The sequence below is a fragment of the Streptomyces sp. NPDC049837 genome (assembly GCF_040674455.1).
GTDB lineage: Bacteria > Actinomycetota > Actinomycetes > Streptomycetales > Streptomycetaceae > Streptomyces.
Window position 1 is genome coordinate 585,817 of the sequence record NZ_JBFAMP010000003.1, and the last position, 21,168, is coordinate 606,984.

Here is a 21,168-nt window from a genome sequence, read left to right on the forward strand (position 1 = left end):
TCAGGGGCCTGCCCGAAGTCGCTGTCGGCCGCACGCGCAGAAGTAGACAGCGCGATCAAGGGGACGAGGCAGTCACCGATCGCTCGAAACCGGCTTCTCCGTCACCTGTGGACGACCGTGCTTTCCCACCGCCTCACGCCGGTGAACTGCGACGATTCATGTTCCGCACAGCAGCGCCGCGTGAGACAGTGGCGATCATGCGGCTACGCGAACTCTTGGACGTCGACGAGCTGGGGCTGCTGCTCGTGGGCCCGGACGCCGGCGACGGCGTGATGGATCGAGCCATTCGTGCTGTCCCGACCATCGACCTGGCCGACCCCGGCCGCTTCCTCACCGGCGGCGAACTCGTCCTGACCGGGCTTGCCTGGTGGCGGGAGGACGGAGACGCCGAGTCGTTCGTACGCGTCCTCGACCGAGCGGGCGTCACGGCCCTCGCCGCCGGCGAGGTCGAACACGGGCGCGTCCCGGACGACCTCGTACGCGCCTGCCGCCGCCACGGCCTCCCGCTCATCGCCGTACGGCCGGAGACCTCGTTCACCGCGATCACCGACCACGTACTGCGCCGTCTGCACCGCCAGGATGTCGGCAGCCTCGCCGCCGTGGTCGAACGCCATCGACGGCTCCTCACCGACCAGGGCGGCCCGGACTCCGTACTGGAGCTCCTGCGCAACAGCCTCGGCCTCGACGTGCGCGTCCTGTCCGCGACGGGACGTCAGGTCGCGGGGTCACACCCTCCGCTGCGTGCCAGGACGGCGGTGGCACTGTCCGCGCGGTACCTCGCCGCGCGCCGCGCGCGTGAGGCGGCTCCCCACCGGGTCACGATCGGCGAGCGGCTCTACTCTCTCGTGCCGGTAGGCGACGCCACGGCGGGGGAGGCCGCCGAGCTGGGTGACTGGCTGCTCGTCGTGGCGGCCGACACGTCGGACCTGCCAGCGACGGATGTGGAACTCCTCGACCGGATCGCCGAACTGGTCGCCGACGCGCGATCCGCCCACGAGGCGGGGAAGGCGGCGCTCAACGACCTTGCCCGCCGACTCCTCGACCTGCTGTACAGCCGCGTCCCGGCCGACGAGATCCCCATCCGGCTGAGCAGCACCGCGCAGGCCCTCGTCAGCGAGTGCTACACGTGGCAGCGCTGCCAGTTCGTGGTCGCCAAGGGAGAGCGGCCCGGCAGCGGCCCCATCCCCGCACCGGCCCTGCGCGTACTCCTGGAAGAGGCCCTGATCCAGCCGGACGGCCCGGTACCGGTATCGCCGGACGACATCGCCGCCACCGTCGACGACGACGACCATGCCGTGCTCTTCGTACTCGTGCCCGAGCCCGGACCGACCCTCGACCACGCCGCCCTCCAGCAGAGACTCTCCGCGGTACTCGCGCGCTGGCTCGGCCCGGCGGACAGCGTCTCCATCGGCCTCAGCTCCCCCGTGGACGCCCCCGGGAACGCCCGCCGAGCGCTCGACGACGCCCGCACCGCGCTGCGGCTCGCCCACGACGGCCCGGACCGCGTGACCGTGCGCGGCCCCGACGACCTCACCTCGCACATCCTGTCGCTGCTCCCCCTCATCCCGGCCGCGACCCGGCACGCCTTCGCCGCCCGCCTCCTCGGCCCCCTACGCGACCACGACAGCCGCCACCGAACCGACCTGCTCCCCACCCTTGAGGCCTTCCTCGACTGCGACGCCTCCTGGACCAAGTGCGCCGCCCGCCTCCACCTCCACGTCAACTCCCTCCGCCACCGCATCACCCGCATCGAACACCTCACCGGCCGCGACCTGGCCCGACTCGAAACCCGACTCGACTTCCTCGCGGCCCTGAGAGCCGGCTGAACCGAGGTGCCGGCTGCCGGGACAGGCCGGCCGCCGTCAACAAGGCGTCTGCGGACCGCAAAAGGCCGCCTGACCCGCTCCACCGCAGGTCAGACGGCCTTTCGCCAGACGGGTCAGACGTTGAAGCGGAACTCCACCACGTCGCCGTCCTGCATCACGTAGTCCTTGCCCTCCATGCGGGCCTTGCCTGCGGCGCGGGCGTCGGCGACCGAGCCGGCGGCGATCAGGTCCGCGAAGTGGATGACCTCGGCCTTGATGAAGCCCTTCTGGAAGTCGGTGTGGATGACACCGGCCGCCTCGGGGGCCGTCGCGCCCTTCTTGATGGTCCAGGCGCGGGCCTCCTTGGGACCGGCCGTCAGGTAGGTCTGGAGGCCCAGGGTGTCGAAGCCGACGCGGGCGAGGGTGGCGAGGCCGGGTTCCTCGGCGCCGACGGACTGGAGGAGCTCCATGGCGTCCTCCTCGTCGAGCTCGGCGAGGTCGGCCTCCAGCTTGGCGTTGAGGAAGATCGCCTCGGCCGGGGCGACCAGGGCGCGCTGCTCGTCCTTGAAGGCGTCGTCCATCAGCTCGTCCTCGTCGACGTTGAAGACGTAGAGGAACGGCTTGGTGGTGAGCAGGTGCAGGTCGTGGAGGAGCTCTGCCTTGTCGCTGCCCTGGACGATGCCCTGCGAGAAGAGGGTGTCGCCCTTCTCCAGGATCTCCTTGGCCGCCTCGACCGCCGCCACCTTGGGGGCGACGTCCTTCTTGATCCGGGACTCCTTCTGGAGGCGCGGCAGGACCTTCTCGATGGTCTGGAGGTCGGCGAGGATCAGCTCGGTGTTGATCGTCTCGATGTCGTCCTTGGGCGAGACCTTGCCGTCGACGTGGACGACGTTCTCGTCCTTGAAGGCGCGGATGACCTGGCAGATCGCGTCCGACTCGCGGATGTTCGCCAGGAACTTGTTGCCCAGGCCCTCGCCCTCGCTCGCGCCGCGCACGATGCCCGCGATGTCGACGAAGTCGACCGTGGCCGGCAGGACGCGCTGCGAGTTGAAGATCTCCGCCAGCTTGGCGAGCCGGGCGTCGGGGACGCCGACGACGCCGACGTTGGGCTCGATGGTGGCGAACGGGTAGTTGGCCGCCAGCACGTCGTTCTTGGTCAGGGCGTTGAACAGGGTCGACTTGCCGACATTCGGCAGGCCGACGATTCCGATCGTGAGCGACACGTTGGCGACTTCCTAGAAGTGAGGATGGTGGGCCGACCCCCCAGTTTACGGGCGCGGCGGAGCGGGCAGCGACGGCAGCCGGGGGACGGCCACGGGGCGAACTCTCGGCCAAGGTCGTCCAAAGCGCGTGTCTCATGCCGGATTCCCGGCCCCTCCCGACCTACGTTGTCCAGGTGGAGCAGCACAGGAACAGTCCCCCTCAGCGCCGGCAGCGGGCGCAGTCCCCCGCGGGCCCGGCCGCGTCGGCGCCCCCGGCGGCGCCCCCGGCGGCCCCGGCCGCCCTGCCGCAGGGCGCGCTCATCGACGGTGCGGGCGTCCGCCCCGTCGGGACACGTCCGGCGCGGCCACCCGCCAGAGCGGGCGGCAAGGCCGTGCCCGTCGGCGGTGGCCGGCCCACCGGTGGTGGCGGGTCCGGCGGCCCGGGCGGTCCCGGCGGTGGCGGGCCCGGGGGCAAGCCCGGTGGCGGGCCCAGGCGGCCGGGAGGCAGGCCGGGGCGGCGGGCGGTGCCGCCCGTGGTGCTCGCGCTGCGCCGACTGCCCGGCCCCCGGCTGACCGGCCTCGGCGCCGGGCTCTTCGCGTCCGGGTCGATGTTCCTGCTCGGCTGCCTCGACTGGCTGCTGTTCGACGGCTCCCCGCTGGTGTACGGGCTCCTCTTCCTGCCCATCAGTGCCCTGACCGCGCTGTGGGTGCGCGCCGCCGATCTGGTCACCGCGCCGATCAGCGTGCCCATCGCGTTCGCCGTCGGCGTCGTACCGATCGCCGGGGGCACCGGCGGCTTCGGCGGCCGGACCATGGCCGTGGTGACCGCGCTCGCCGTACAGGCCGGCTGGCTGTACGGCGGCACGCTGGTGGCCGGCCTCATCACCTCCGTACGGAAGGTGCGGCAGATGGGCCGGCGGCAGCGGACCGCGGCGGCCGCCGCCGCCCGCGCCACCCAGCGCTGACGTACCGCCCGGGAAGCGGTGTCAGCGGGCCGCGGCGGCCATCGCCGCGCCCACGATGCCCGCGTTGTTCTGGAGCTCCGCCGGGACGATCTCGGCGCGGATGCCCTTGATCAGCGGCAGGAACTTCTCCGCCTTGCGGCTGACGCCGCCGCCGACGATGAAGAGCTCCGGCGAGAACAGCATCTCGACATGGGCCAGGTACTTCTTCACCCGGTGCGCCCAGTCCTCCCAGCTCAGGTCCTTGTCGTCCTTGACCTTCGTCGACGCCCGCTTCTCGGCCTCGTGGCCGTCCAGCTCCAGATGCCCCAGCTCCGTATTGGGCACCAGCCTGCCGTCGGTGAAGACCGCGCTGCCGATCCCGGTGCCGAAGGTCAGCACGATCACCGTGCCCTTGCGGCCGCGCCCCGCGCCGAACGTCATCTCCGCGATCCCGGCCGCGTCGGCGTCATTGAGGACGGTGATCGGCATCCCGCGCAGCCGGTCGCCGAGCAGCGCGGCCGCGTCGACGCCGACCCAGCTCTTGTCGACGTTCGCCGCCGTACGGATGACGGAGCCCGTGACGACACCGGGGAAGGTGACGCCGATGGGGCCCGACCAGCCGAAATGTCCGACGACCTCGGCGACGCAGCCCGCGACACCGTCGGGTGTCGCGGGCTGCGGTGTCAGTACCTTGTGGCGGGGCTCGGCCAGATCTCCGCGCTCCAGGTCCACGGGAGCGCCCTTGATCCCCGACCCGCCGATGTCCACTCCGAAGACGTTCATGGACTCAACGTTACGGCGAGCCGCTGACAGTTACCGCTACTTGTTCACTGCTTCTTGTGGAGAGCGGCGGCCTCGGCGCGCAGGTCCCGGCGCAGCTCCTTGGGCAGCGAGAAGGTGATCGACTCCTCGGCGGCCTTCACGATCTCCACGTCCTCGAAACCGCGCTGCGCCAGCCACTCCAGGACGCCCTCGACGAGCACCTCGGGGACGGAGGCGCCGGAGGTGACGCCGACCGTGGAGACGCCGTCCAGCCACGCCTCGTCGATCTCGTCGGCGAAGTCCACCAGGTGGGCGTCCTTCGCGCCCGCGCCGAGGGCGACCTCGACGAGCCGGACGGAGTTGGAGGAGTTCTTCGAGCCGACGACGATGACCAGGTCCGCCTCGGCGCCCATCTGCTTGACGGCCGTCTGGCGGTTCTGCGTGGCGTAGCAGATGTCGTCGCTCGGCGGGGAGATCAGCTTGGGGAACTTCTCCTTCAGCTTGTCGACCGTCTCCATGGTCTCGTCGACCGAGAGGGTGGTCTGGGACAGCCAGACGACCTTGCTCTCGTCCCGCACGGTGACGTTCTCGACGTCGTCCGGGCCGTCGACCAGCGTGATGTGGTCCGGGGCCTCGCCGGAGGTGCCGATGACCTCCTCGTGGCCCTCGTGGCCGATCAGGAGGATGTCGAAGTCCTCGTTGGCGAACCGGACCGCCTCCTTGTGGACCTTGGTGACCAGGGGGCAGGTCGCGTCGATCGTCGCGAGCTTGCGCTCGGCGGCCTCCTGGTGGACGGTCGGCGCCACGCCGTGCGCGGAGAACATCACGATCGACCCCTCGGGGACCTCCGCCGTCTCGTCGACGAAGATGGCGCCCTTCTTCTCCAGGGTCTGCACGACGTACTTGTTGTGCACGATCTCGTGCCGGACGTAGATCGGCGAGCCGTACTGCTCCAGAGCCTTCTCCACGGCGATCACGGCACGGTCCACGCCCGCGCAGTAGCCACGCGGAGCGGCGAGGAGGACGCGCTTGTCGGACGACGGGCTGGCAGGCGTAGCAGTCATGTCCCCCATCGTAAGGGCGTGTATGAGCGGGGGAAGATCCGCCAGGTGGCTGAGACTGGGGGGCATGGCCGGCACCACCAGTACGCGGAAGACGGACGAGCACACAGCGCTGCGGCGGGAGCTCGGCTTCCGGGACCTCGTCGTGTACGGGCTGCTCTTCATCGCCCCCATGGCGCCCGTCGGCATCTTCGGGACCCTGGACGCCCGGTCGCACGGTGCCGTCGCGCTGGTCTACGTGGTGGCGACGGTGGCGATGGCGTTCACCGCTTTCAGTTACGCCCAGATGGTCCGGGTGGCCCCGCAGGCGGGGTCGGTCTTCGCGTACGCGCGCAAGGGGCTGGGGGAAGGGCCGGGGTTCATCGCCGGGTGGATGGCGATGCTCGACTACCTGCTGATCCCGGCCGTGGCGTACCTCTTCGCGGGCATCGCCATGGAGGCGCTGGTGCCGGCCGTGAACCGGTGGGTGTGGACGGCGCTCGCGGTGGTGGTCACCACGCTGCTCAACCTGTGGGGCGTGCGGGCGGCCGCGCGGGTCGGGTTCGCGGTGCTGGCGATGGAGATCGTCGTGCTGCTGGTGTTCGTGGTGTCGGCGGTCGTGGTGCTGGTACGGGACGGGGCGCAGCGCGGCTGGCTGTCGCCGCTGACCGGGGACGTGGGCTTCTCCCTGGGCGCGGTGCTGGGCGCGGTGTCCGTGGCGGTGCTGTCGTACCTGGGCTTCGACGCGATCGCGTCGTTCGCGGAGGAGGTGACGGGGGGCTCGGCGAAGGTCGCGCGGGCGGTGCTGTTCTGCCTGGCGCTGGCGGGGGTGCTGTTCGTGGCGCAGACGTATCTGGTGGCACTGCTGGAGCCGGTGTCGTCGGCGGAGCTGGCGGCGGAGCCGGCGCGGCAGGGTTCGGCGTTCTACGACGCCGTGAACGCCTCGGTCGGGGCCTGGCTGCACGACCTGGTGGCGACGAGCAAGGCGATCGGCGCGGCGTTCGCTGCGCTGGCGGGCCAGGCGGCGGCCGGGCGGCTGCTGTTCGCGATGGCCCGCGACCGGCGGCTGCCGCGCGTGCTGTCGCGTACGGACGCGGGCGTGCCGCGCGTGGCGCTGCTGCTGGCCGCGGCGGTCACGATGGTGGCGGCCGTGTGGGCGGCGCGGCGCGACGACGGGATGGACCACCTGGTGTCGGTGGTGGACATCGGGGCGCTGACGGCGTTCGTGCTGCTGCACGCGAGCGTGGTGGGGTGGTTCGCGGTACGGAGGGCGGGGACGGGGGCGCCGCCGCACTGGCTGCGGCACGTGGTCCTGCCGGTGGTGGGCGCGGTGATCCTGATCGCCGTCATCGTGGAGGCGGCCACCTCGGCCCTGGTGGTGGGCTCACTGTGGCTGGCGGTGGGCCTGGTGGTGCTCGCGGTGCAGTGGGGGCGGAGGGACGGGGTGGACGCGGCTCGATGAGGCACGGCAGGGGCGGGGGTGTTGTCGTAGGGGGCGCGTACGCTCGCCTGCATGGGTCTCAATACGTCTGCCGAAGCTCCCCTGCCCGTCGGTGAGGTGTCGCGGCTCATCGGGGGCTGGATCGACCGGCTCGGTGCCGTCTGGGTCGAGGGGCAGATCACCCAGCTCTCGCGGCGGCCGGGTGCCGGGGTGGTGTTCATGACGCTGCGCGACCCGTCGTACGACATCTCAGTGAGCGTCACCTGCTACCGGCAGGTCTTCGACGCGGTCGCGGACGTCGTGTCCGAGGGCGCCCGGGTCGTGGTGCACGCCAAGCCGGAGTGGTACGCGCCGCGCGGGCAGTTGTCGCTGCGGGCGGCGGAGATAAAGCCGGTCGGGATCGGCGAGCTGCTCGCCCGGCTGGAGATGCTGAAGCGGTCCCTGGGCGCGGAGGGGCTGTTCGCGCTCGACCGCAAGAAGCCGGTGCCCTTCCTGCCGCAGCTCATCGGCCTGGTGTGCGGCCGGGCGTCGGCGGCCGAGCGCGACGTGCTGGAGGTCGCCCGGCGCCGCTGGCCTGCCGTCCGGTTCGAGGTGCGCAACGTGGCGGTGCAGGGCGTCCATGCCGTGCCGCAGGTGGTGCAGGCGGTCAAGGAGCTGGACGAGCTGCCGGACGTGGACGTGATCATCGTCGCGCGCGGTGGCGGCAGCGTGGAGGACCTGCTGCCGTTCTCCGACGAGCAGCTCGTCCGGGCGGTCGCCGAGTGCCGTACGCCGGTGGTGTCCGCGATCGGCCACGAACCGGACACGCCGCTGCTGGACCTGGTGGCGGACCTGCGGGCGTCCACGCCGACGGACGCCGCCAAGAAGGTCGTCCCGGACGTGGGCGAGGAGCTGGACCGGGTGCAGGCGCTGCGCGACCGGGCGCTGCGTACGGTGCAGGGGCTGATCGACCGCGAGGAGCGGGGCCTGGCACACGCGCTGGCCCGGCCGGTCATGGAGCACCCGCAGCGGATGGTCGAGGAGCGGGAGGCGGAGGTGGACGCCCTGCTGGCGCGCAGCCGCCGGGTGCTGGGCCACTGCCTGGACCGGGCCGACTCGGAGCTGGCCCACACCCACGCGCGCGTGGTGTCGCTCTCGCCGGCGGCGACGCTGGAGCGCGGGTACGCGGTGCTGCAACGCGCGGACGGGGCGGTGGTCCGGTCACCGGCCGAGGTCTCGCCGGACGAGGAGCTGCGGGCCCGGGTCGCGGAGGGCGACTTCCATGTGCGCGTGGCCTCCGACGTTGTCGTACCCCGCCCGTAGGGTGGTGCGCATGGCAGCCAACACGACGGAAACGGCGATCGGGTACGAGCAGGCGCGCGACGAGCTGATCGAGGTCGTGCGCAAGCTGGAGGCGGGCGGCACGACGCTGGAGGAGTCGCTGGCCCTGTGGGAGCGGGGCGAGGAGCTGGCGAAGGTGTGCCGCCGCTGGCTGGAGGGCGCCCGCGCCCGCCTGGACGCGGCGCTGGCCGAGCAGGAGGCCGGGGCCCCGGCCGAGCGGGAGGACTGACCGCGCGTTCCCCTGTGAGGGGTCTCACGGGCCGCACGGGCCTCGTTTAGTTGAAACTTAACCTATCTCGGGCGTACGGTGGAGTCACCGCTTGATCCTTTGCACGCTCGAAAGGCCCGCAGCATGTCCCTCGCTCTTGACCCCGCCGCCCAGGACCTCCTCTTCCGTGAGGCCCGCACCGCGAACACCTTCTCCGACGAGCCGGTGACCGAGGAGCAGGTCCAGGCGATCTACGACCTGGTCAAGTACGGGCCGACGGCGTTCAACCAGTCGCCGCTGCGCATCGTCCTCGTCCGCTCCGAGGAGGCCCGCGAGCGCCTGATCCCGCACATGGCGGAGGGCAACCGCGCCAAGACCGCGTCGGCGCCGCTGGTCGCGATCCTCGCCGCCGACAACGAGTTCCACGAGGAGCTCCCGGCCCTGTTCCCGCACTTCCCGCAGGCCAAGGACGTGTTCTTCGCCGAGCGCCCGGTCCGCGAGCGGGCCGCCGGTCTGAACGCCGCGCTCCAGGCCGCGTACTTCATCGTGGGTGTCCGCGCCGCCGGCCTGGCCGCCGGTCCCATGACGGGCTTCGACTTCGCGGGCGTGCAGAAGGAATTCCTCAACGACGACCACACCCCGCTGATGATCGTCAACATCGGCAAGCCGGGCGACGACGCCTGGTTCCCGCGCAGCCCGCGCCTCCCCTACGACGAGGTCGTCACCACCGTCTGACGCCGCCTGATCGACGACGGCCCAAAGACCGGGTCCACAGACCGACGGCCCCGAGCACCATCCCCCCTGGTGCCCGGGGCCGTCGCCGTTGCGCGCGGCCGACGTCCGGTTGTCAGGCCTTCTTCGCCGGCTGGAGCGCCATCGCCATCCGCGCGAGCTGCTCCTGCGTCGCCGTACCGGTCACGACCGTGGTGACGCCCTTCTCGCGCAGCACCAGCGCGTCGTACTTCGGGCCCTCCCAGCGCTGCCAGGTCCGGCCCGCCACCTGGTGCGTCCGGCCAGTGTCCCGGGCCTCGTGGGTCACCTCGGCGATGTACTTCTCCGGGGCCGTCGTCGACTGCTCCACCGCCACGTACTGCCGGTCCGGGGTCAGGAAGCCCAGGTGCCAGGCGTCGCCGTCCTCGCGGTCGTACGCGACCGAGGTCGGCGTCCAGTCCTTGGCGAGGCCCTCCGGCGCCAGGACCGGGTACGGCGCCGCCCGCTGCGCCGTCACCAGCTCGACCCGGTAGTCGACCGGCTTGATCGGGTCCGCCTTGTCGTCGTGCGGGACGAAGAGATAGATCACGCCCGCCGCAGCGCAGATGACCGCCATCGACTGGAACATCCCGCGCACTGTCTGCTTGCCACGCATACCTGCCACGCCCCCTATGGTCGCATCAGCCTGGCCTGCTCATACGTGGGCCCCTCTGCTCAATATGTCGACCTACCGATAGAGTCGCAGCACCCTCTTCACTTGCGGCCGTCGCCGTACAGAAAGGTGCGTTCCGATGACCGACAATCATCTGCCGTCCGAGCTCGAGGTGTCACCCGAGGCTCCCGACCGCAACCTGGCCCTCGAGCTGGTCCGGGTGACCGAGGCCGCCGCCATGGCCGCCGGCCGCTGGGTCGGCCGTGGCGACAAGAACGGCGCCGACGGCGCGGCGGTACGGGCCATGCGGACCCTCGTCTCCACCGTGTCGATGAACGGTGTCGTCGTGATCGGCGAGGGCGAGAAGGACGAGGCCCCGATGCTGTTCAACGGCGAGCGGGTCGGCGACGGCACCGGCGCCGAGTGCGACATCGCCGTGGACCCGATCGACGGCACCACGCTCACCGCCAAGGGCATGCCCAACGCGATCGCCGTGCTGGCGGCGGCCGACCGCGGCACGATGTTCGACCCGTCCGCCGTCTTCTACATGGACAAGCTGGTCACCGGCCCGGAGGCCGCCGACTACGTCGACATCAACGCCCCGGTGTCCGTGAACATCCGCCGGGTCGCCAAGGCGAAGCACTCCTCGCCCGAGGACGTCACCGTCGTCATCCTGGACCGCCCGCGCCACGAGGGCATCGTCAAGGAGATCCGCGAGACGGGCGCGCGCATCAAGTTCATCTCGGACGGCGACGTGGCCGGTTCGATCATGGCGGTGCGCGAGGGCACCGGCGTGGACCTGCTGATGGGCATCGGCGGTACGCCCGAGGGCATCATCAGCGCCTGCGCGATCAAGTGCCTGGGCGGTGTCATCCAGGGCAAGCTGTGGCCCAAGGACGACGAGGAGCGGCAGCGCGCCATCGACGCGGGCCACGACCTGGACCGGGTCCTGTCCACGAACGACCTGGTCAGCGGTGACAACGTCTTCTTCGTCGCGACCGGCATCACGGACGGCGAGCTGCTGCGCGGCGTGCGCTACCGCGCCGAGACGGCGACGACCTCGTCGCTGGTCATGCGCTCGAAGTCGGGCACGATCCGGCAGATCGACTCGACGCACCGGCTGTCGAAGCTGCGCGCGTACAGCCAGATCGACTTCGACCGCGCGAAGTAGCCCGGCGAAGGGGAAACCGGGCAGGGATACGAAGAGGGGCGCCCCCATGTGCGGTGGGAGCGCCCCTCCCCGCACGCCCGGGGGCCAAAGCCTCGCGCCCCGCGCGCCCTGCGGCCCACACGCTCGCGCCCCGCGCGCGCTCGGCGACCGGGGCCGACCGGGGCGTGACGCGGACGGCGAATCAGCCGGCGACGGGCCCGGCGAGCGGCGAAGCCGGCCGCCAGCGGGACGAGCCGGCTACGGGACCCGTCGGCACCCGGGGTCACCCAGCGGCGGATCAGCCCGCGACGGGCCGGCCGGCGCCGGAGTCAGCCGGCGGCGGCGATGCGTGGGCCCGTGGAGGCCGCCTTCTTCAGCTCCACCTCGCGCCGCCTCCGCCGGGCCAGGACGACGCGCCGCTCGGCCGCCGTCAGGCCGCCCCACACGCCGTACGGCTCGGGCTGGAGCAGCGCGTGCTCCCGGCACTCGACCATGACCGGGCAGCGGGCGCAGACCCGCTTCGCGGCCTCCTCGCGCGCCAGCCGGGCGGCCGTGGGCTCCTTGGACGGGGCGAAGAACAAGCCTGCTTCGTCCCGGCGGCACACCGCCTCCGTGTGCCACGGACCGGCCTGGTCCTCCCGCGCCGGAACGCTCTGGGAGGGGACGGCGGCGGCGACCTGGAGGGGCTGATGCGGCAGTTGCAGCACGGTCTACTCCTGACGACGGCTTCGCGAGCGAGAGACGATGCAGCAAGCCCTACCCGCTGTGCGCGGGCCTATGCACTGCGTGGCACTCCGTTCCGCACCGCGGAATCATGACCAGGAGAAACCGGCCGCGGCCCGTCAACCACCCATGTGCTTGCGGAGTTTGCCGTGGAGGTCGGCGATCCGCTTGCCGCGTTTCGGCCGTGCCTCGACGTTGCCGAGGACCGCGAATCCGTTGATCACGACGACCGGGGCCTCGGGGTCGGTGGCCTCCAGGGTGGTCACCTCGAAGTTGCCGAGGATGCCGGAGCCGCCGCCGCGCAGCGTGATGTTCTCGGGGACGCGGATTTCGACGTTGCCGAAGACCGAGGTGGCGTTGATCGTGGTCAGCCGCTGCGTGAAGATCGCCTCGGTGAGGTCGATCTCGACGCTGCCGAAGACCGAGAAGGCGTGGGTCCGCCGCCCGACGCGCCAGCGGCCCTTCCTCGTGGCGCTGGAGAAGACGGCGATCAGCCTGTCGTCCGGGACGGCGGGGTCCTCCGGCTCGTAGGCGTGCGGCTGCCGCGCCGGCTCCCGGTCGGGGCGGGCGGCGGGCAGGTCCCGGACGAGGGGTTCGAGCTCGCCGAGCGTCTTGGCACGGTAGGCGGCTTCGACGCGTTCCCCGTGCTCCTCCGCGTCGATCCGGCCCTCGGCCAGGGCGTCCCGGAGGATGTCCGCGATCCGGTCCCGGTCGGCGTCCGAGGCCCGGATGGCGGGCGGTTCGGCGGGCACGGCCGGCTTCTGGGGCTGCTTTTCGAGGTCCACGGAAGCCAGCCTAGCGAAACGCGATACATCGCGACTAGGGGCAGGGGCGAGGCGAGGCGAGACGGCGCGAGACGACGAACCGGCGCAATCGGTGCCGGCGACTGAGCCTTACCTCACAGGTTCGGGCGGCTCCGGGCGTTCTACGCTTGTGGGCGCGCTGCCAATGGAGGCCGCGCTGCTGTCTGCCGAGTGAGGAATGGCCGTAATGCCAGAGTTTGCGTACTCCGATCTGCTCCCGCTGGGAGAGGACACCACGCCCTACCGCCTGGTGACCGCCGAGGGTGTCTCCACCTTCGAGGCCGACGGCCGTACGTTCCTCAAGGTCGAGCCGGAGGCGCTGCGCAAGCTCGCCGAAGAGGCGATCCACGACATCCAGCACTACCTCCGCCCCGCGCACCTCGCGCAGCTCCGCAAGATCATCGACGACCCGGAGGCGTCGAGCAACGACAAGTTCGTCGCGCTCGACCTCCTCAAGAACGCCAACATCGCGGCGGCCGGCGTGCTGCCCATGTGCCAGGACACCGGCACGGCGATCGTCATGGGCAAGCGCGGCCAGAACGTCCTCACCGAAGGTGAGGACGAGAAGGCCCTGTCGCGCGGCATCTACGACGCGTACAAGAACCTCAACCTGCGCTATTCGCAGATGGCTCCGCTCACCATGTGGGAGGAGAAGAACACCGGCTCCAACCTCCCCGCCCAGATCGAGCTGTACGCGACCGACGGCGGCGCGTACAAGTTCCTCTTCATGGCCAAGGGCGGCGGCTCGGCCAACAAGTCGTTCCTCTACCAGGAGACCAAGGCGGTCCTCAACGAGGCCTCCATGATGAAGTTCCTGGAGGAGAAGATCCGCTCCCTCGGTACGGCCGCGTGCCCGCCGTACCACCTCGCGATCGTCGTCGGCGGCACGAGCGCCGAGTACGCGCTCAAGACCGCGAAGTACGCCTCCGCGCACTACCTGGACGAGCTGCCGGACGAGGGCTCGGTCCTCGGCCACGGCTTCCGGGACAAGGAGCTGGAGGAGAAGGTCTTCGAGCTGACGCAGAAGATCGGCATCGGCGCGCAGTTCGGCGGCAAGTACTTCTGCCACGACGTCCGCGTGGTCCGCCTGCCCCGGCACGGCGCGTCCTGCCCGGTCGCGATCGCCGTGTCGTGCTCGGCCGACCGCCAGGCCGTCGCGAAGATCACTGCCGAGGGCGTCTTCCTGGAGCAGCTCGAGACCGACCCGGCGCGCTTCCTGCCGGACACGACGGACGAGCACCTCGCGGAGGAAGGCGACGTCGTCAAGATCGACCTCAACCAGCCGATGGACGACATCCTCGCCGAGCTGACCAAGTACCCGGTCAAGACCCGGCTGTCGCTGACCGGCCCGCTGGTCGTGGCGCGCGACATCGCGCACGCCAAGATCAAGGAGCGGCTGGACGCGGGCGAGGAGATGCCGCAGTACCTGAAGGACCACCCGGTCTACTACGCGGGTCCGGCCAAGACCCCCGAGGGCTACGCCTCCGGTTCCTTCGGCCCGACGACGGCCGGGCGCATGGACTCGTACGTCGAGCAGTTCCAGGCGGCGGGCGGCTCCAAGGTCATGCTGGCCAAGGGCAACCGCTCCAAGCAGGTCACCGACGCCTGCAACGCGCACGGCGGCTTCTACCTGGGCTCGATCGGCGGCCCGGCCGCCCGCCTCGCGCAGGACTGCATCAAGAAGGTCGAGGTCGTCGAGTACGAGGAACTCGGCATGGAGGCGGTCTGGAAGATCGAGGTCGAGGACTTCCCGGCGTTCATCGTGGTGGACGACAAGGGCAACGACTTCTTCCAGGACCCGGCCCCGGCGCCGACGTTCACGTCGATCCCGGTGCGCGGCCCCGGCCTGGCGTAACCACACGGTGCCCTACGGGCCCGGCCGCCCTCCCGGTGGCCGGGCCCATGCGCGTATCGGGTGCTACGCGAACCGCTGCTTCGCCGTGCCGTCACACGCCTGGAGCCGCAGCGGGTCCTTCGCCGCGCCCAGCGTGAGGCACAGGGACGTCGCCGCCGCCGGGCGGAGCGTGGTGCCCTGGCGGACGAACTTCTGGTTGGCCACGCCCGAGCAGTTCCACAGGACCAGGGCCTTGCCCGCCTGGTAGGCGGCGCCCGGGACGTCCAGGCACCGGTCGTGGGTCAGCGCCGTGTGGAGGGAGCCGCGCGCCGGGTCGTACCACCAGTCCTGGTTCCGTCCCGTGTGGCAGTCCCAGCCGCCGACCGCCGTGCCGTTGCGGGTGACCGCGCCGGTGACGTCCACGCACGTGCCGGTGGCCTCGTTGCGCAGTGGCCTGAACTTGTCGTCCCACGCCCCCGGGAGCAGCACCGCCTTGCCCGTCGACGCCGGGTCGGCGCAACCGGCCTCGCGTACGCCCGCGTTGTAGAGCTGGGTCAGGCAGGAGGCGAAGGCGGCGTGCCCGGCCGCGTTGGGGTGGAAGGACTGCCGGACGGAGTTCTCGTCCGGCATGCCGGGCTTGGACAGGTCGATGTAGAGGCCGCGCGCCCAGGTGTCCTCCATGCAGACCTCGTGCCCGTGGAAGAGCCGCGAGTTGTCGAGGTACACGGCTCCGGTGTTCGCCGCCGCGCGCCGCATACCGCGTTCGAAGGCGGGTACGGCGGTGTTGCGGCCCCAGACGGTGTCGGAGTCGTAGCCGAGGCCGCCGCAGGCCAGTTTGCCGGGGAAGTTCGGGTTGTCGTGGAAGTCGGGGCCGATGGGGCTCGGGTAGCCCATGACGACGAGCTTGTAGTCGCCGTCGGCGTACCCGGCGTCGCGCATCACGGTGCGCAGGTCGCGGATGGTCTGCTCGACCTTGGGGACGAGGCCGTCGACCCGTGCCTGCCAGCCGGGGGCGTACTTGGGCTCGCAGGGGCCCTGGAGGGTGAGGTAGCGGGTGACGCAGTCGGTCATCACGGGGCCGAACTGGAGGTCGTCGTTGGCGCCGGCCACCAGCAGCACCATCTTGATGCGGGTGTTGCGGGCCTTGATGGCGAGGTTGTCGCTCTGGACGAGCTCGTCGGCGTACTGCTTGCTGCCGCCGATGCGGATGTTCGGCGTGGCGGCGCCGGAGCAGGAGACGTTGTAGGTGACGTCGGCGGGGATGCCGGTGCGGTGGATGGCGGCCTCGGGCGAGCGGTGGCACCAGTTGTCGGGGCCGTTGGTCGGGGGCTCGTACGTGCCGACGCCCTCGCCGGAGATCTCGCTGTCGCCCAGCGATATCAGGCCGGTCTTGCGGTCGGCGAGCGGCCGTTCGGCGGGAGAACCGTACAGCTTGGTGGCCTCGGCGGCGCGGATCGCCTCCAGCTCGGGCGACAGTGGTACGGATGCGGTGGTACGGGGCGCGTCGGCGGTGCCGGCCGCGGTGTCCGCCGCGCCGGCCGCCGTCGTCCCGCCGAGGGCGGCCGCGAGGGCGGCGGCCACGGCGACCGTACATCGGAGTCCGAACCTGGCTCTGGTTCTGGTGCGCGTCATTGCGCCTCCTGGAAGTGGGGTTACCCACGGTTTTTACTGGCCGGTACTGAGCTTGGGAATACGCAGAACAAGACAAGTGCTCAACTTTTGCGGGAGGTTGACATGACGGATGAGCCGGACTACCGGATCGAGCACGACTCCATGGGAGAGGTGCGCGTCCCGGCCCACGCCAAGTGGCGGGCCCAGACCCAGCGGGCGGTGGAGAACTTCCCCGTCTCGGGGCAGCGCCTTGAGCGCGCCCACATCGAGGCCCTGGCCCGGATCAAGGCCGCCGCCGCCAAGGTCAACGCGGAGCTGGGCGTCCTGGACAAGGACATCGCCGGCGCCATCCAGGAGGCGGCCGCCGAGGTGGCGGAGGGCCGCTGGGACGAGCACTTCCCGGTCGACGTCTTCCAGACCGGCTCCGGCACGTCCTCCAACATGAACATGAACGAGGTGCTGGCCACCCTCGCCGGCGAGCGCCTCGGCGAGCCGGTCGGCGAGCGGCCCGGCGAGCGCCGCCCGTTGGCGGTCCACCCCAACGACCACGTCAACGCGTCCCAGTCGTCCAACGACGTCTTCCCCTCCTCCATCCACATCGCCGCCACGGCCGCCGTCACCCATGACCTCATCCCGGCCCTGGAGCACCTGGCCGCCGCGCTGGGGCGGAAATCGGCCGAATTCGCGGACGTCGTCAAGTCCGGTCGTACGCATCTGATGGACGCGACACCAGTGACTCTCGGCCAGGAGTTCGGCGGCTACGCCGCGCAGGTCCGGTACGGCGTCGAACGGCTGCGGGGCTCGCTGCCGCGCCTCGCCGAACTGCCACTGGGCGGCACGGCGGTCGGCACCGGCATCAACACCCCGCCCGGCTTCTCCGCCGCCGTCATCGCCGAGGTCGCCCGCACCACCGGGCTGCCGCTGACCGAGGCCCGCGACCACTTCGAGGCCCAGGGCGCACGCGACGGGCTCGTCGAGACGTCCGGACAGCTCCGTACGATCGCGGTCTCGCTCACCAAGATCTCCAACGACCTCCGGTGGATGGCGTCCGGGCCCCGCACCGGTCTGGCCGAGATCAACCTCCCCGACCTCCAGCCCGGCTCGTCGATCATGCCCGGCAAGGTCAACCCGGTGATCCCGGAGGCGGTCCTGATGGTCGCCGCCCAGGTGACCGGGAACGACGCCACGGTCGCGGCCGCGGGCGCCGCCGGGAACTTCGAGCTGAACGTCATGCTCCCGGTCATCGCCAAGAACCTGCTGGAGTCCATCCGGCTCCTGGCCAATGCCGCGCGGCTGCTGGCGGACCGTACCGTCGACGGCATCACCGCCAACGTGGAGCGGGCCCGCGAGTACGCCGAGTCCTCCCCGTCCGTCGTGACCCCCCTCAACAAGTACATCGGCTACGAGGAGGCGGCGAAGGTCGCCAAGAAGTCCCTCGCCGAGCGGAAGACGATCCGCGAGGTCGTCATCGAATCGGGGTACGTGGAGCGGGGTGACCTGACGCTCCAGCAGCTCGACGAGGCCCTCGACGTACTGCGTATGACCCGCCCGTGACCTGGAGTTTCCTACGTCGCCGCCCCCGCCGCCCGTGATCTGCGTCGCGGCGGGGCCGAGGGCGCGCCCCTAAGATCTGCGCATGACAGCCGAGACGACGACGGGGAGAGGAGCGCGCCCGGGTGGTGCGCGCTGGGCGCCGGGCGCACGCATCCTGTGGCGCTACCGCGACAACGGCGGCGGCCACATCCACATCTGCCGGCCCGTGACCGTCGTCCAGGACACCGACGACCTGCTCGCCGTGTGGATGGCGCCGGGCACCGAGTGCGTCAAGCCGGTGCTCGCCGACGGCAGCCCCGTCCACGAGGAGCCGCTCGCCACCCGGTACACCGCGCCACGCACCACCGCGCGGGCGCGGTGGGAGGGGACGGGCGTGCTGAAGCTGGCCCGGCCGGACGAGCCGTGGTCGGTGTGGCTGTTCTGGGAGCGCGGGTGGAGGTTCCGGAGCTGGTACGTCAACCTGGAGGAGCCGCGCACCCGATGGGCGGACGGCGTGGACTCCGAGGATCACTTCCTGGACATCTCGGTGTACCCCGATCGCAGTTGGCTGTGGCGCGACGAGGACGAGTTCGCGCAGGCGCAGCGCAGCGGCCTGATGGGCCCGGCCCAGGCGCGTCGGGTACGGGAGGCGGGCCGGGCGGCGGTCGAGGTGATCCGCGCCTGGGGTACGCCCTTCGCGGACGGCTGGGAGAACTGGCGGCCGAACCCGGAGTGGACGGTTCCGGAATTGCCCGCGGACTGGGATCGCACCCCGGCGCACACGGCTCCGTGAGACCCTTGATGCGCCCCTGGGGTGCAAACGTAGGATCGTCCTCCGCACGTTGGCGGAGCAGGAACGACTGAGTAGAGACCAGGAACTGACCGTAAGTCATCCATGAGGGGGTGGAGCCGTGCCTGATCCGTGCCCGGATCCGTCACCCCTTGTCGACGCCGCCCTCAGAGCGGGTATAGCGCCTGACAGAGCGATCGCATCGCACTACCGGCCCGGACGGACGGAATCTCACGCGTGACGGAGCATCCCACCTCCCACGAAGGCCGACAGCCGCTGGCTGCCCGGCCGCAGGAACGCACCCGGCCGCGGCAGGAGACGCCCCCGTCCCCCGCCGCGCCGCCCGCTCCTGCGCCCGCGCCCGCGTCCCGCGCGGGTGCCGCCTCGGCCTCGTCCTCCCCGCCGTCCCCGGCGGCCGCCGCACCCGGCGGCCCGGGACGCGGACCGTCGGGCCGCGGCACCGGGCAAGCGGGACACGGTCCGTCCGGGCACGCGGCGCCCGGCCACGGACCGTCGGGACACGGGGCGCCCGGCTACTCGGCACCCGGTCACGCGCCGTCCGGACACGCGCCGTCCGGGCGCGGCGCCGGGGCGTCCGGTCGCGCGGGCGGACACGGGGCCGGGGCGGCGGCCCACGCGGGCGGGCCGTCGGGTGACGGGGCCGGACCGTCCGGTTTTACGGGCGGGCCGGGCGGCCACGCCGGCGGCGCCCCGGGGCACGGGACCGGTCCTGACGCGCACACGAGCGGAGCCGGAGCCGGTACGGGCGCCGGAGCCAGTACCGGTACCGGTACCGGGCAGGGCGGCTCGCCCGCCGGGGTGGCCGGGCCGTTGGACGGGCTGCCCGCCCAGGCCGGGTCCGCCCCGGGCCGGGAGCCGGCCGCCGCGCGGCACGAGGGCGACCGGCTGCGGTTCGTGGGCGCCGCCACGCGGCGGATCGCCCGCGGCATCGACCTGGACGAGATCGTGCTGGGCCTGTGCCGGGCCACCGTGCCGACGTTCTCCGACGCGATCCTCGTCTACCTCCGCGACCCGCTCCCGGTCGGCGACGAGCGGCCCGTCGACCCGTTCGTCCTGCGGCTGCGCCGTACGGACCGGCTGCGTTTAACCGAGGACGACTCCGAGCTCGGCCTGTCGGCGGCGGACCCGGACACCGACCTCGACCTCGGCCCGGCTGCCGAGCTGTGCGAGGTCCAGGCCGGCGGCGCCCTCGCCGAGGTCCTCCGTGGCGTACGCCCCGTCTTCGGCGACTCGGCGGCCGCCCGCGCCGCGCTGCCCGAACTGCTCGGCGACGGGCGCTCCGTACCGTCCGGGCACCGGGCGATCCTGGCCCCGCTGCGCGGCCGGCGCCGGGTCATCGGCGCGGCCGTGTTCCTGCGCCGCCCCGACCGCCCGCCGTTCGAGCCGAACGACCTGCTGGTGGCGGCGCAGTTGGCCACGCACACGGCGCTCGGCATCGACAAGGCCGTGCTGTACGGGCGCGAGGCCTACATCGCCGACGAGCTCCAGCGCACCATGCTGCCCGAGAACCTGCCGCAGCCGACCGGCGTGAAACTGGCCTCGCGCTACCTCCCGGCGGCCGAGACTGCCCGGGTCGGCGGCGACTGGTACGACGCGATCCCGCTGCCCGGCAGCCGGGTCGCGCTGGTGGTGGGCGACGTGATGGGCCACTCCATGACGTCCGCCGCGATCATGGGCCAACTGCGCACCACCGCGCAGACCCTCGCCGGGCTCGACCTGCCGCCGCAGGAGGTGCTGCACCACCTCGACGAGCAGGCCCAGCGGCTCGGCGAGAACCGCATGGCGACCTGCCTGTACGCGGTGTACGACCCGGTCGCGCACCGCATCACCATCGCCAACGCCGGCCACCCGCCGCCGATACTGCTCCACCTGGGCGGCCGGGCCGAGGTGCTGCGCGTCCCGCCGGGCGCGCCCATCGGCGTGGGCGGCGTGGACTTCGAGGCGGTCGAGCTGGACGCCCCCGCCGGGGCGACCCTGCTGCTGTACACCGACGGGCTCGTCGAGTCCCGGCTGCGTGACGTGTGGACCGGGATAGAGCAGTTGCGCGAGCGGCTGGCGGCGACGGCCCAGTTGACCGGCCCCGACCACTCGCCGCCGCTGGAGGCGCTCTGCGACGACGTGCTCGACATGCTCGGCCCGGGCGACCGGGACGACGACATCGCGCTGCTCGCCGCCCGCTTCGACGGGATCGCGCCGAGCGATGTCGCCTACTGGTTCCTGGAGCCGGAGGAGCAGGCCCCCGGCCGGGCCCGGCGCCTGGCCCGGCGGGCGCTGGCCCGCTGGGACCTGGAGGACCTGTCGGACAGCGTGGAGCTGCTGGTCAGCGAGGTGGTCACCAATGCCGTGCGGTACGCGGAGCGCCCGGTGACGCTGCGCCTGTTGCGCACGGACGTGCTGCGCTGCGAGGTCGGTGACGACTCGCCCCAACTGCCGCGCCAGCGCCGGGCCCGGGACACCGACGAGGGCGGGCGCGGCCTGTTCCTGGTGAACCGGCTGGCCCGGCGGTGGGGCGCGACGCGGCTGTCGACCGGCAAGGTGGTCTGGTTCGAGCTGCCGACGCGCATCTGAGGCGCCGGGCACGGCGTACCGGCACGACGCCCCGGCATGACGTAACCCGT

At 72.0% G+C, this 21,168-nt stretch carries 18 protein-coding genes; 11 read left to right on the forward strand and 7 right to left on the reverse strand.

The features are described 5' to 3' along the window. Window positions 1-197 precede the first annotated feature (197 nt). Complete coding sequence (locus AB0J57_RS10580; RefSeq protein ID WP_366127656.1) at window positions 198-1,826, forward strand: PucR family transcriptional regulator; 1,629 nt, start codon at window positions 198-200, stop codon at window positions 1,824-1,826. 113 nt (window positions 1,827-1,939) lie between these two features. Here AB0J57_RS10580 and ychF read toward each other — a convergent pair whose 3' ends face one another. Next, entirely contained in the window at window positions 1,940-3,028 is a 1,089-nt protein-coding gene (gene ychF / locus AB0J57_RS10585) for a redox-regulated ATPase YchF (protein ID WP_366127657.1), read from the reverse strand. A 503-nt stretch (window positions 3,029-3,531) separates the two neighbouring features. On the opposite strand from ychF, the gene AB0J57_RS10590 reads away from it, so the two are divergent. After that, window positions 3,532-3,972, forward strand: a complete 441-nt coding sequence (locus tag AB0J57_RS10590; RefSeq protein WP_366127827.1) for a DUF6542 domain-containing protein — start codon at window positions 3,532-3,534, stop codon at window positions 3,970-3,972. 21 nt (window positions 3,973-3,993) lie between these two features. Here the strand turns inward: AB0J57_RS10590 and ppgK are convergent, their stop codons facing one another. Further along, complete coding sequence (gene ppgK, locus AB0J57_RS10595) at window positions 3,994-4,734, reverse strand: polyphosphate--glucose phosphotransferase (protein WP_366127658.1); 741 nt, start codon at window positions 4,732-4,734, stop codon at window positions 3,994-3,996. Between the two features lie 44 nt (window positions 4,735-4,778). Continuing rightward, complete coding sequence (locus AB0J57_RS10600) at window positions 4,779-5,777, reverse strand: 4-hydroxy-3-methylbut-2-enyl diphosphate reductase (RefSeq protein WP_366127659.1); 999 nt, start codon at window positions 5,775-5,777, stop codon at window positions 4,779-4,781. 64 nt (window positions 5,778-5,841) lie between these two features. Here AB0J57_RS10600 and AB0J57_RS10605 point away from each other — a divergent pair, with 64 nt between their 5' ends. From AB0J57_RS10605 to AB0J57_RS10620, 4 genes are all read left to right on the forward strand, one after another. Beyond that, window positions 5,842-7,215, forward strand: coding sequence for an APC family permease (locus tag AB0J57_RS10605; protein ID WP_366127660.1), 1,374 nt, complete (start codon window positions 5,842-5,844; stop codon window positions 7,213-7,215). A gap of 51 nt (window positions 7,216-7,266) precedes the next feature. Further along, window positions 7,267-8,496: an exodeoxyribonuclease VII large subunit gene (gene xseA / locus AB0J57_RS10610; protein WP_366127661.1), complete on the forward strand. Its 1,230-nt coding sequence runs from the start codon at window positions 7,267-7,269 to the stop codon at window positions 8,494-8,496. A 10-nt stretch (window positions 8,497-8,506) separates the two neighbouring features. After that, window positions 8,507-8,743, forward strand: coding sequence for an exodeoxyribonuclease VII small subunit (locus tag AB0J57_RS10615; protein WP_366127662.1), 237 nt, complete (start codon window positions 8,507-8,509; stop codon window positions 8,741-8,743). A gap of 123 nt (window positions 8,744-8,866) precedes the next feature. Then, window positions 8,867-9,457, forward strand: a complete 591-nt coding sequence (locus tag AB0J57_RS10620) for a malonic semialdehyde reductase (RefSeq protein ID WP_366127663.1) — start codon at window positions 8,867-8,869, stop codon at window positions 9,455-9,457. Window positions 9,458-9,569: 112 nt separating this feature from the next. Here AB0J57_RS10620 and AB0J57_RS10625 read toward each other — a convergent pair whose 3' ends face one another. Next, window positions 9,570-10,088, reverse strand: a complete 519-nt coding sequence (locus tag AB0J57_RS10625) for a DUF4245 domain-containing protein (RefSeq protein WP_366127828.1) — start codon at window positions 10,086-10,088, stop codon at window positions 9,570-9,572. Between the two features lie 136 nt (window positions 10,089-10,224). Here AB0J57_RS10625 and glpX point away from each other — a divergent pair, with 136 nt between their 5' ends. Continuing rightward, window positions 10,225-11,256, forward strand: a complete 1,032-nt coding sequence (glpX, locus tag AB0J57_RS10630; protein WP_031078366.1) for a class II fructose-bisphosphatase — start codon at window positions 10,225-10,227, stop codon at window positions 11,254-11,256. Between the two features lie 308 nt (window positions 11,257-11,564). On the opposite strand, the gene AB0J57_RS10635 is transcribed toward glpX, so the two are convergent. Both AB0J57_RS10635 and AB0J57_RS10640 read right to left on the reverse strand, forming a co-directional pair. Next, the gene (locus AB0J57_RS10635; RefSeq protein ID WP_126883698.1) at window positions 11,565-11,942 is read right to left on the reverse strand and encodes a WhiB family transcriptional regulator; all 378 of its coding nucleotides are present in this window, start codon (window positions 11,940-11,942) and stop codon (window positions 11,565-11,567) included. A gap of 135 nt (window positions 11,943-12,077) precedes the next feature. Next, complete coding sequence (locus AB0J57_RS10640) at window positions 12,078-12,743, reverse strand: DUF1707 domain-containing protein (protein WP_366127664.1); 666 nt, start codon at window positions 12,741-12,743, stop codon at window positions 12,078-12,080. A gap of 205 nt (window positions 12,744-12,948) precedes the next feature. On the opposite strand from AB0J57_RS10640, the gene AB0J57_RS10645 reads away from it, so the two are divergent. Continuing rightward, window positions 12,949-14,616, forward strand: a complete 1,668-nt coding sequence (locus AB0J57_RS10645) for a fumarate hydratase (protein WP_366127665.1) — start codon at window positions 12,949-12,951, stop codon at window positions 14,614-14,616. 63 nt (window positions 14,617-14,679) lie between these two features. Here the strand turns inward: AB0J57_RS10645 and AB0J57_RS10650 are convergent, their stop codons facing one another. Further along, complete coding sequence (locus tag AB0J57_RS10650; protein WP_366127666.1) at window positions 14,680-16,227, reverse strand: ricin-type beta-trefoil lectin domain protein; 1,548 nt, start codon at window positions 16,225-16,227, stop codon at window positions 14,680-14,682. A 102-nt stretch (window positions 16,228-16,329) separates the two neighbouring features. On the opposite strand from AB0J57_RS10650, the gene AB0J57_RS10655 reads away from it, so the two are divergent. The 3 genes from AB0J57_RS10655 (at window position 16,330) to AB0J57_RS10665 (ending at window position 21,118) form a co-directional block, all read left to right on the forward strand. Next, window positions 16,330-17,760, forward strand: a complete 1,431-nt coding sequence (locus tag AB0J57_RS10655; RefSeq protein ID WP_366127667.1) for a class II fumarate hydratase — start codon at window positions 16,330-16,332, stop codon at window positions 17,758-17,760. A gap of 82 nt (window positions 17,761-17,842) precedes the next feature. After that, a complete protein-coding gene (locus AB0J57_RS10660; RefSeq protein WP_366127668.1) occupies window positions 17,843-18,532 on the forward strand; it encodes a DUF402 domain-containing protein in 690 nt (229 codons plus the stop codon). Window positions 18,533-18,766: 234 nt separating this feature from the next. Then, the gene (locus tag AB0J57_RS10665; RefSeq protein ID WP_366127669.1) at window positions 18,767-21,118 is read left to right on the forward strand and encodes a SpoIIE family protein phosphatase; all 2,352 of its coding nucleotides are present in this window, start codon (window positions 18,767-18,769) and stop codon (window positions 21,116-21,118) included. The last annotated feature ends 50 nt before the right edge of the window (window positions 21,119-21,168 follow it).

Excerpts from the sequence above, each read along its gene's own strand:
- AB0J57_RS10620 (WP_366127663.1), top strand. The coding sequence starts at position 8,867 with ATGTCCCTCGCTCTTGACCCCGCCGCCCAGGACCTCCTCTTCCGTGAG.
- AB0J57_RS10655 (WP_366127667.1), top strand. The coding sequence starts at position 16,330 with ATGACGGATGAGCCGGACTACCGGATCGAGCACGACTCCATGGGAGAG.
- AB0J57_RS10580 (WP_366127656.1), top strand. The coding sequence starts at position 198 with ATGCGGCTACGCGAACTCTTGGACGTCGACGAGCTGGGGCTGCTGCTC.
- AB0J57_RS10650 (WP_366127666.1), bottom strand. The coding sequence starts at position 16,227 with ATGACGCGCACCAGAACCAGAGCCAGGTTCGGACTCCGATGTACGGTC.
- xseA (WP_366127661.1), top strand. The coding sequence starts at position 7,267 with ATGGGTCTCAATACGTCTGCCGAAGCTCCCCTGCCCGTCGGTGAGGTG.
- ppgK (WP_366127658.1), bottom strand. The coding sequence starts at position 4,734 with ATGAACGTCTTCGGAGTGGACATCGGCGGGTCGGGGATCAAGGGCGCT.
- AB0J57_RS10645 (WP_366127665.1), top strand. The coding sequence starts at position 12,949 with ATGCCAGAGTTTGCGTACTCCGATCTGCTCCCGCTGGGAGAGGACACC.
- AB0J57_RS10600 (WP_366127659.1), bottom strand. The coding sequence starts at position 5,777 with ATGACTGCTACGCCTGCCAGCCCGTCGTCCGACAAGCGCGTCCTCCTC.
- AB0J57_RS10605 (WP_366127660.1), top strand. The coding sequence starts at position 5,842 with ATGGCCGGCACCACCAGTACGCGGAAGACGGACGAGCACACAGCGCTG.
- glpX (WP_031078366.1), top strand. The coding sequence starts at position 10,225 with ATGACCGACAATCATCTGCCGTCCGAGCTCGAGGTGTCACCCGAGGCT.
- AB0J57_RS10660 (WP_366127668.1), top strand. The coding sequence starts at position 17,843 with ATGACAGCCGAGACGACGACGGGGAGAGGAGCGCGCCCGGGTGGTGCG.
- AB0J57_RS10615 (WP_366127662.1), top strand. The coding sequence starts at position 8,507 with ATGGCAGCCAACACGACGGAAACGGCGATCGGGTACGAGCAGGCGCGC.
- AB0J57_RS10625 (WP_366127828.1), bottom strand. The coding sequence starts at position 10,088 with ATGCGTGGCAAGCAGACAGTGCGCGGGATGTTCCAGTCGATGGCGGTC.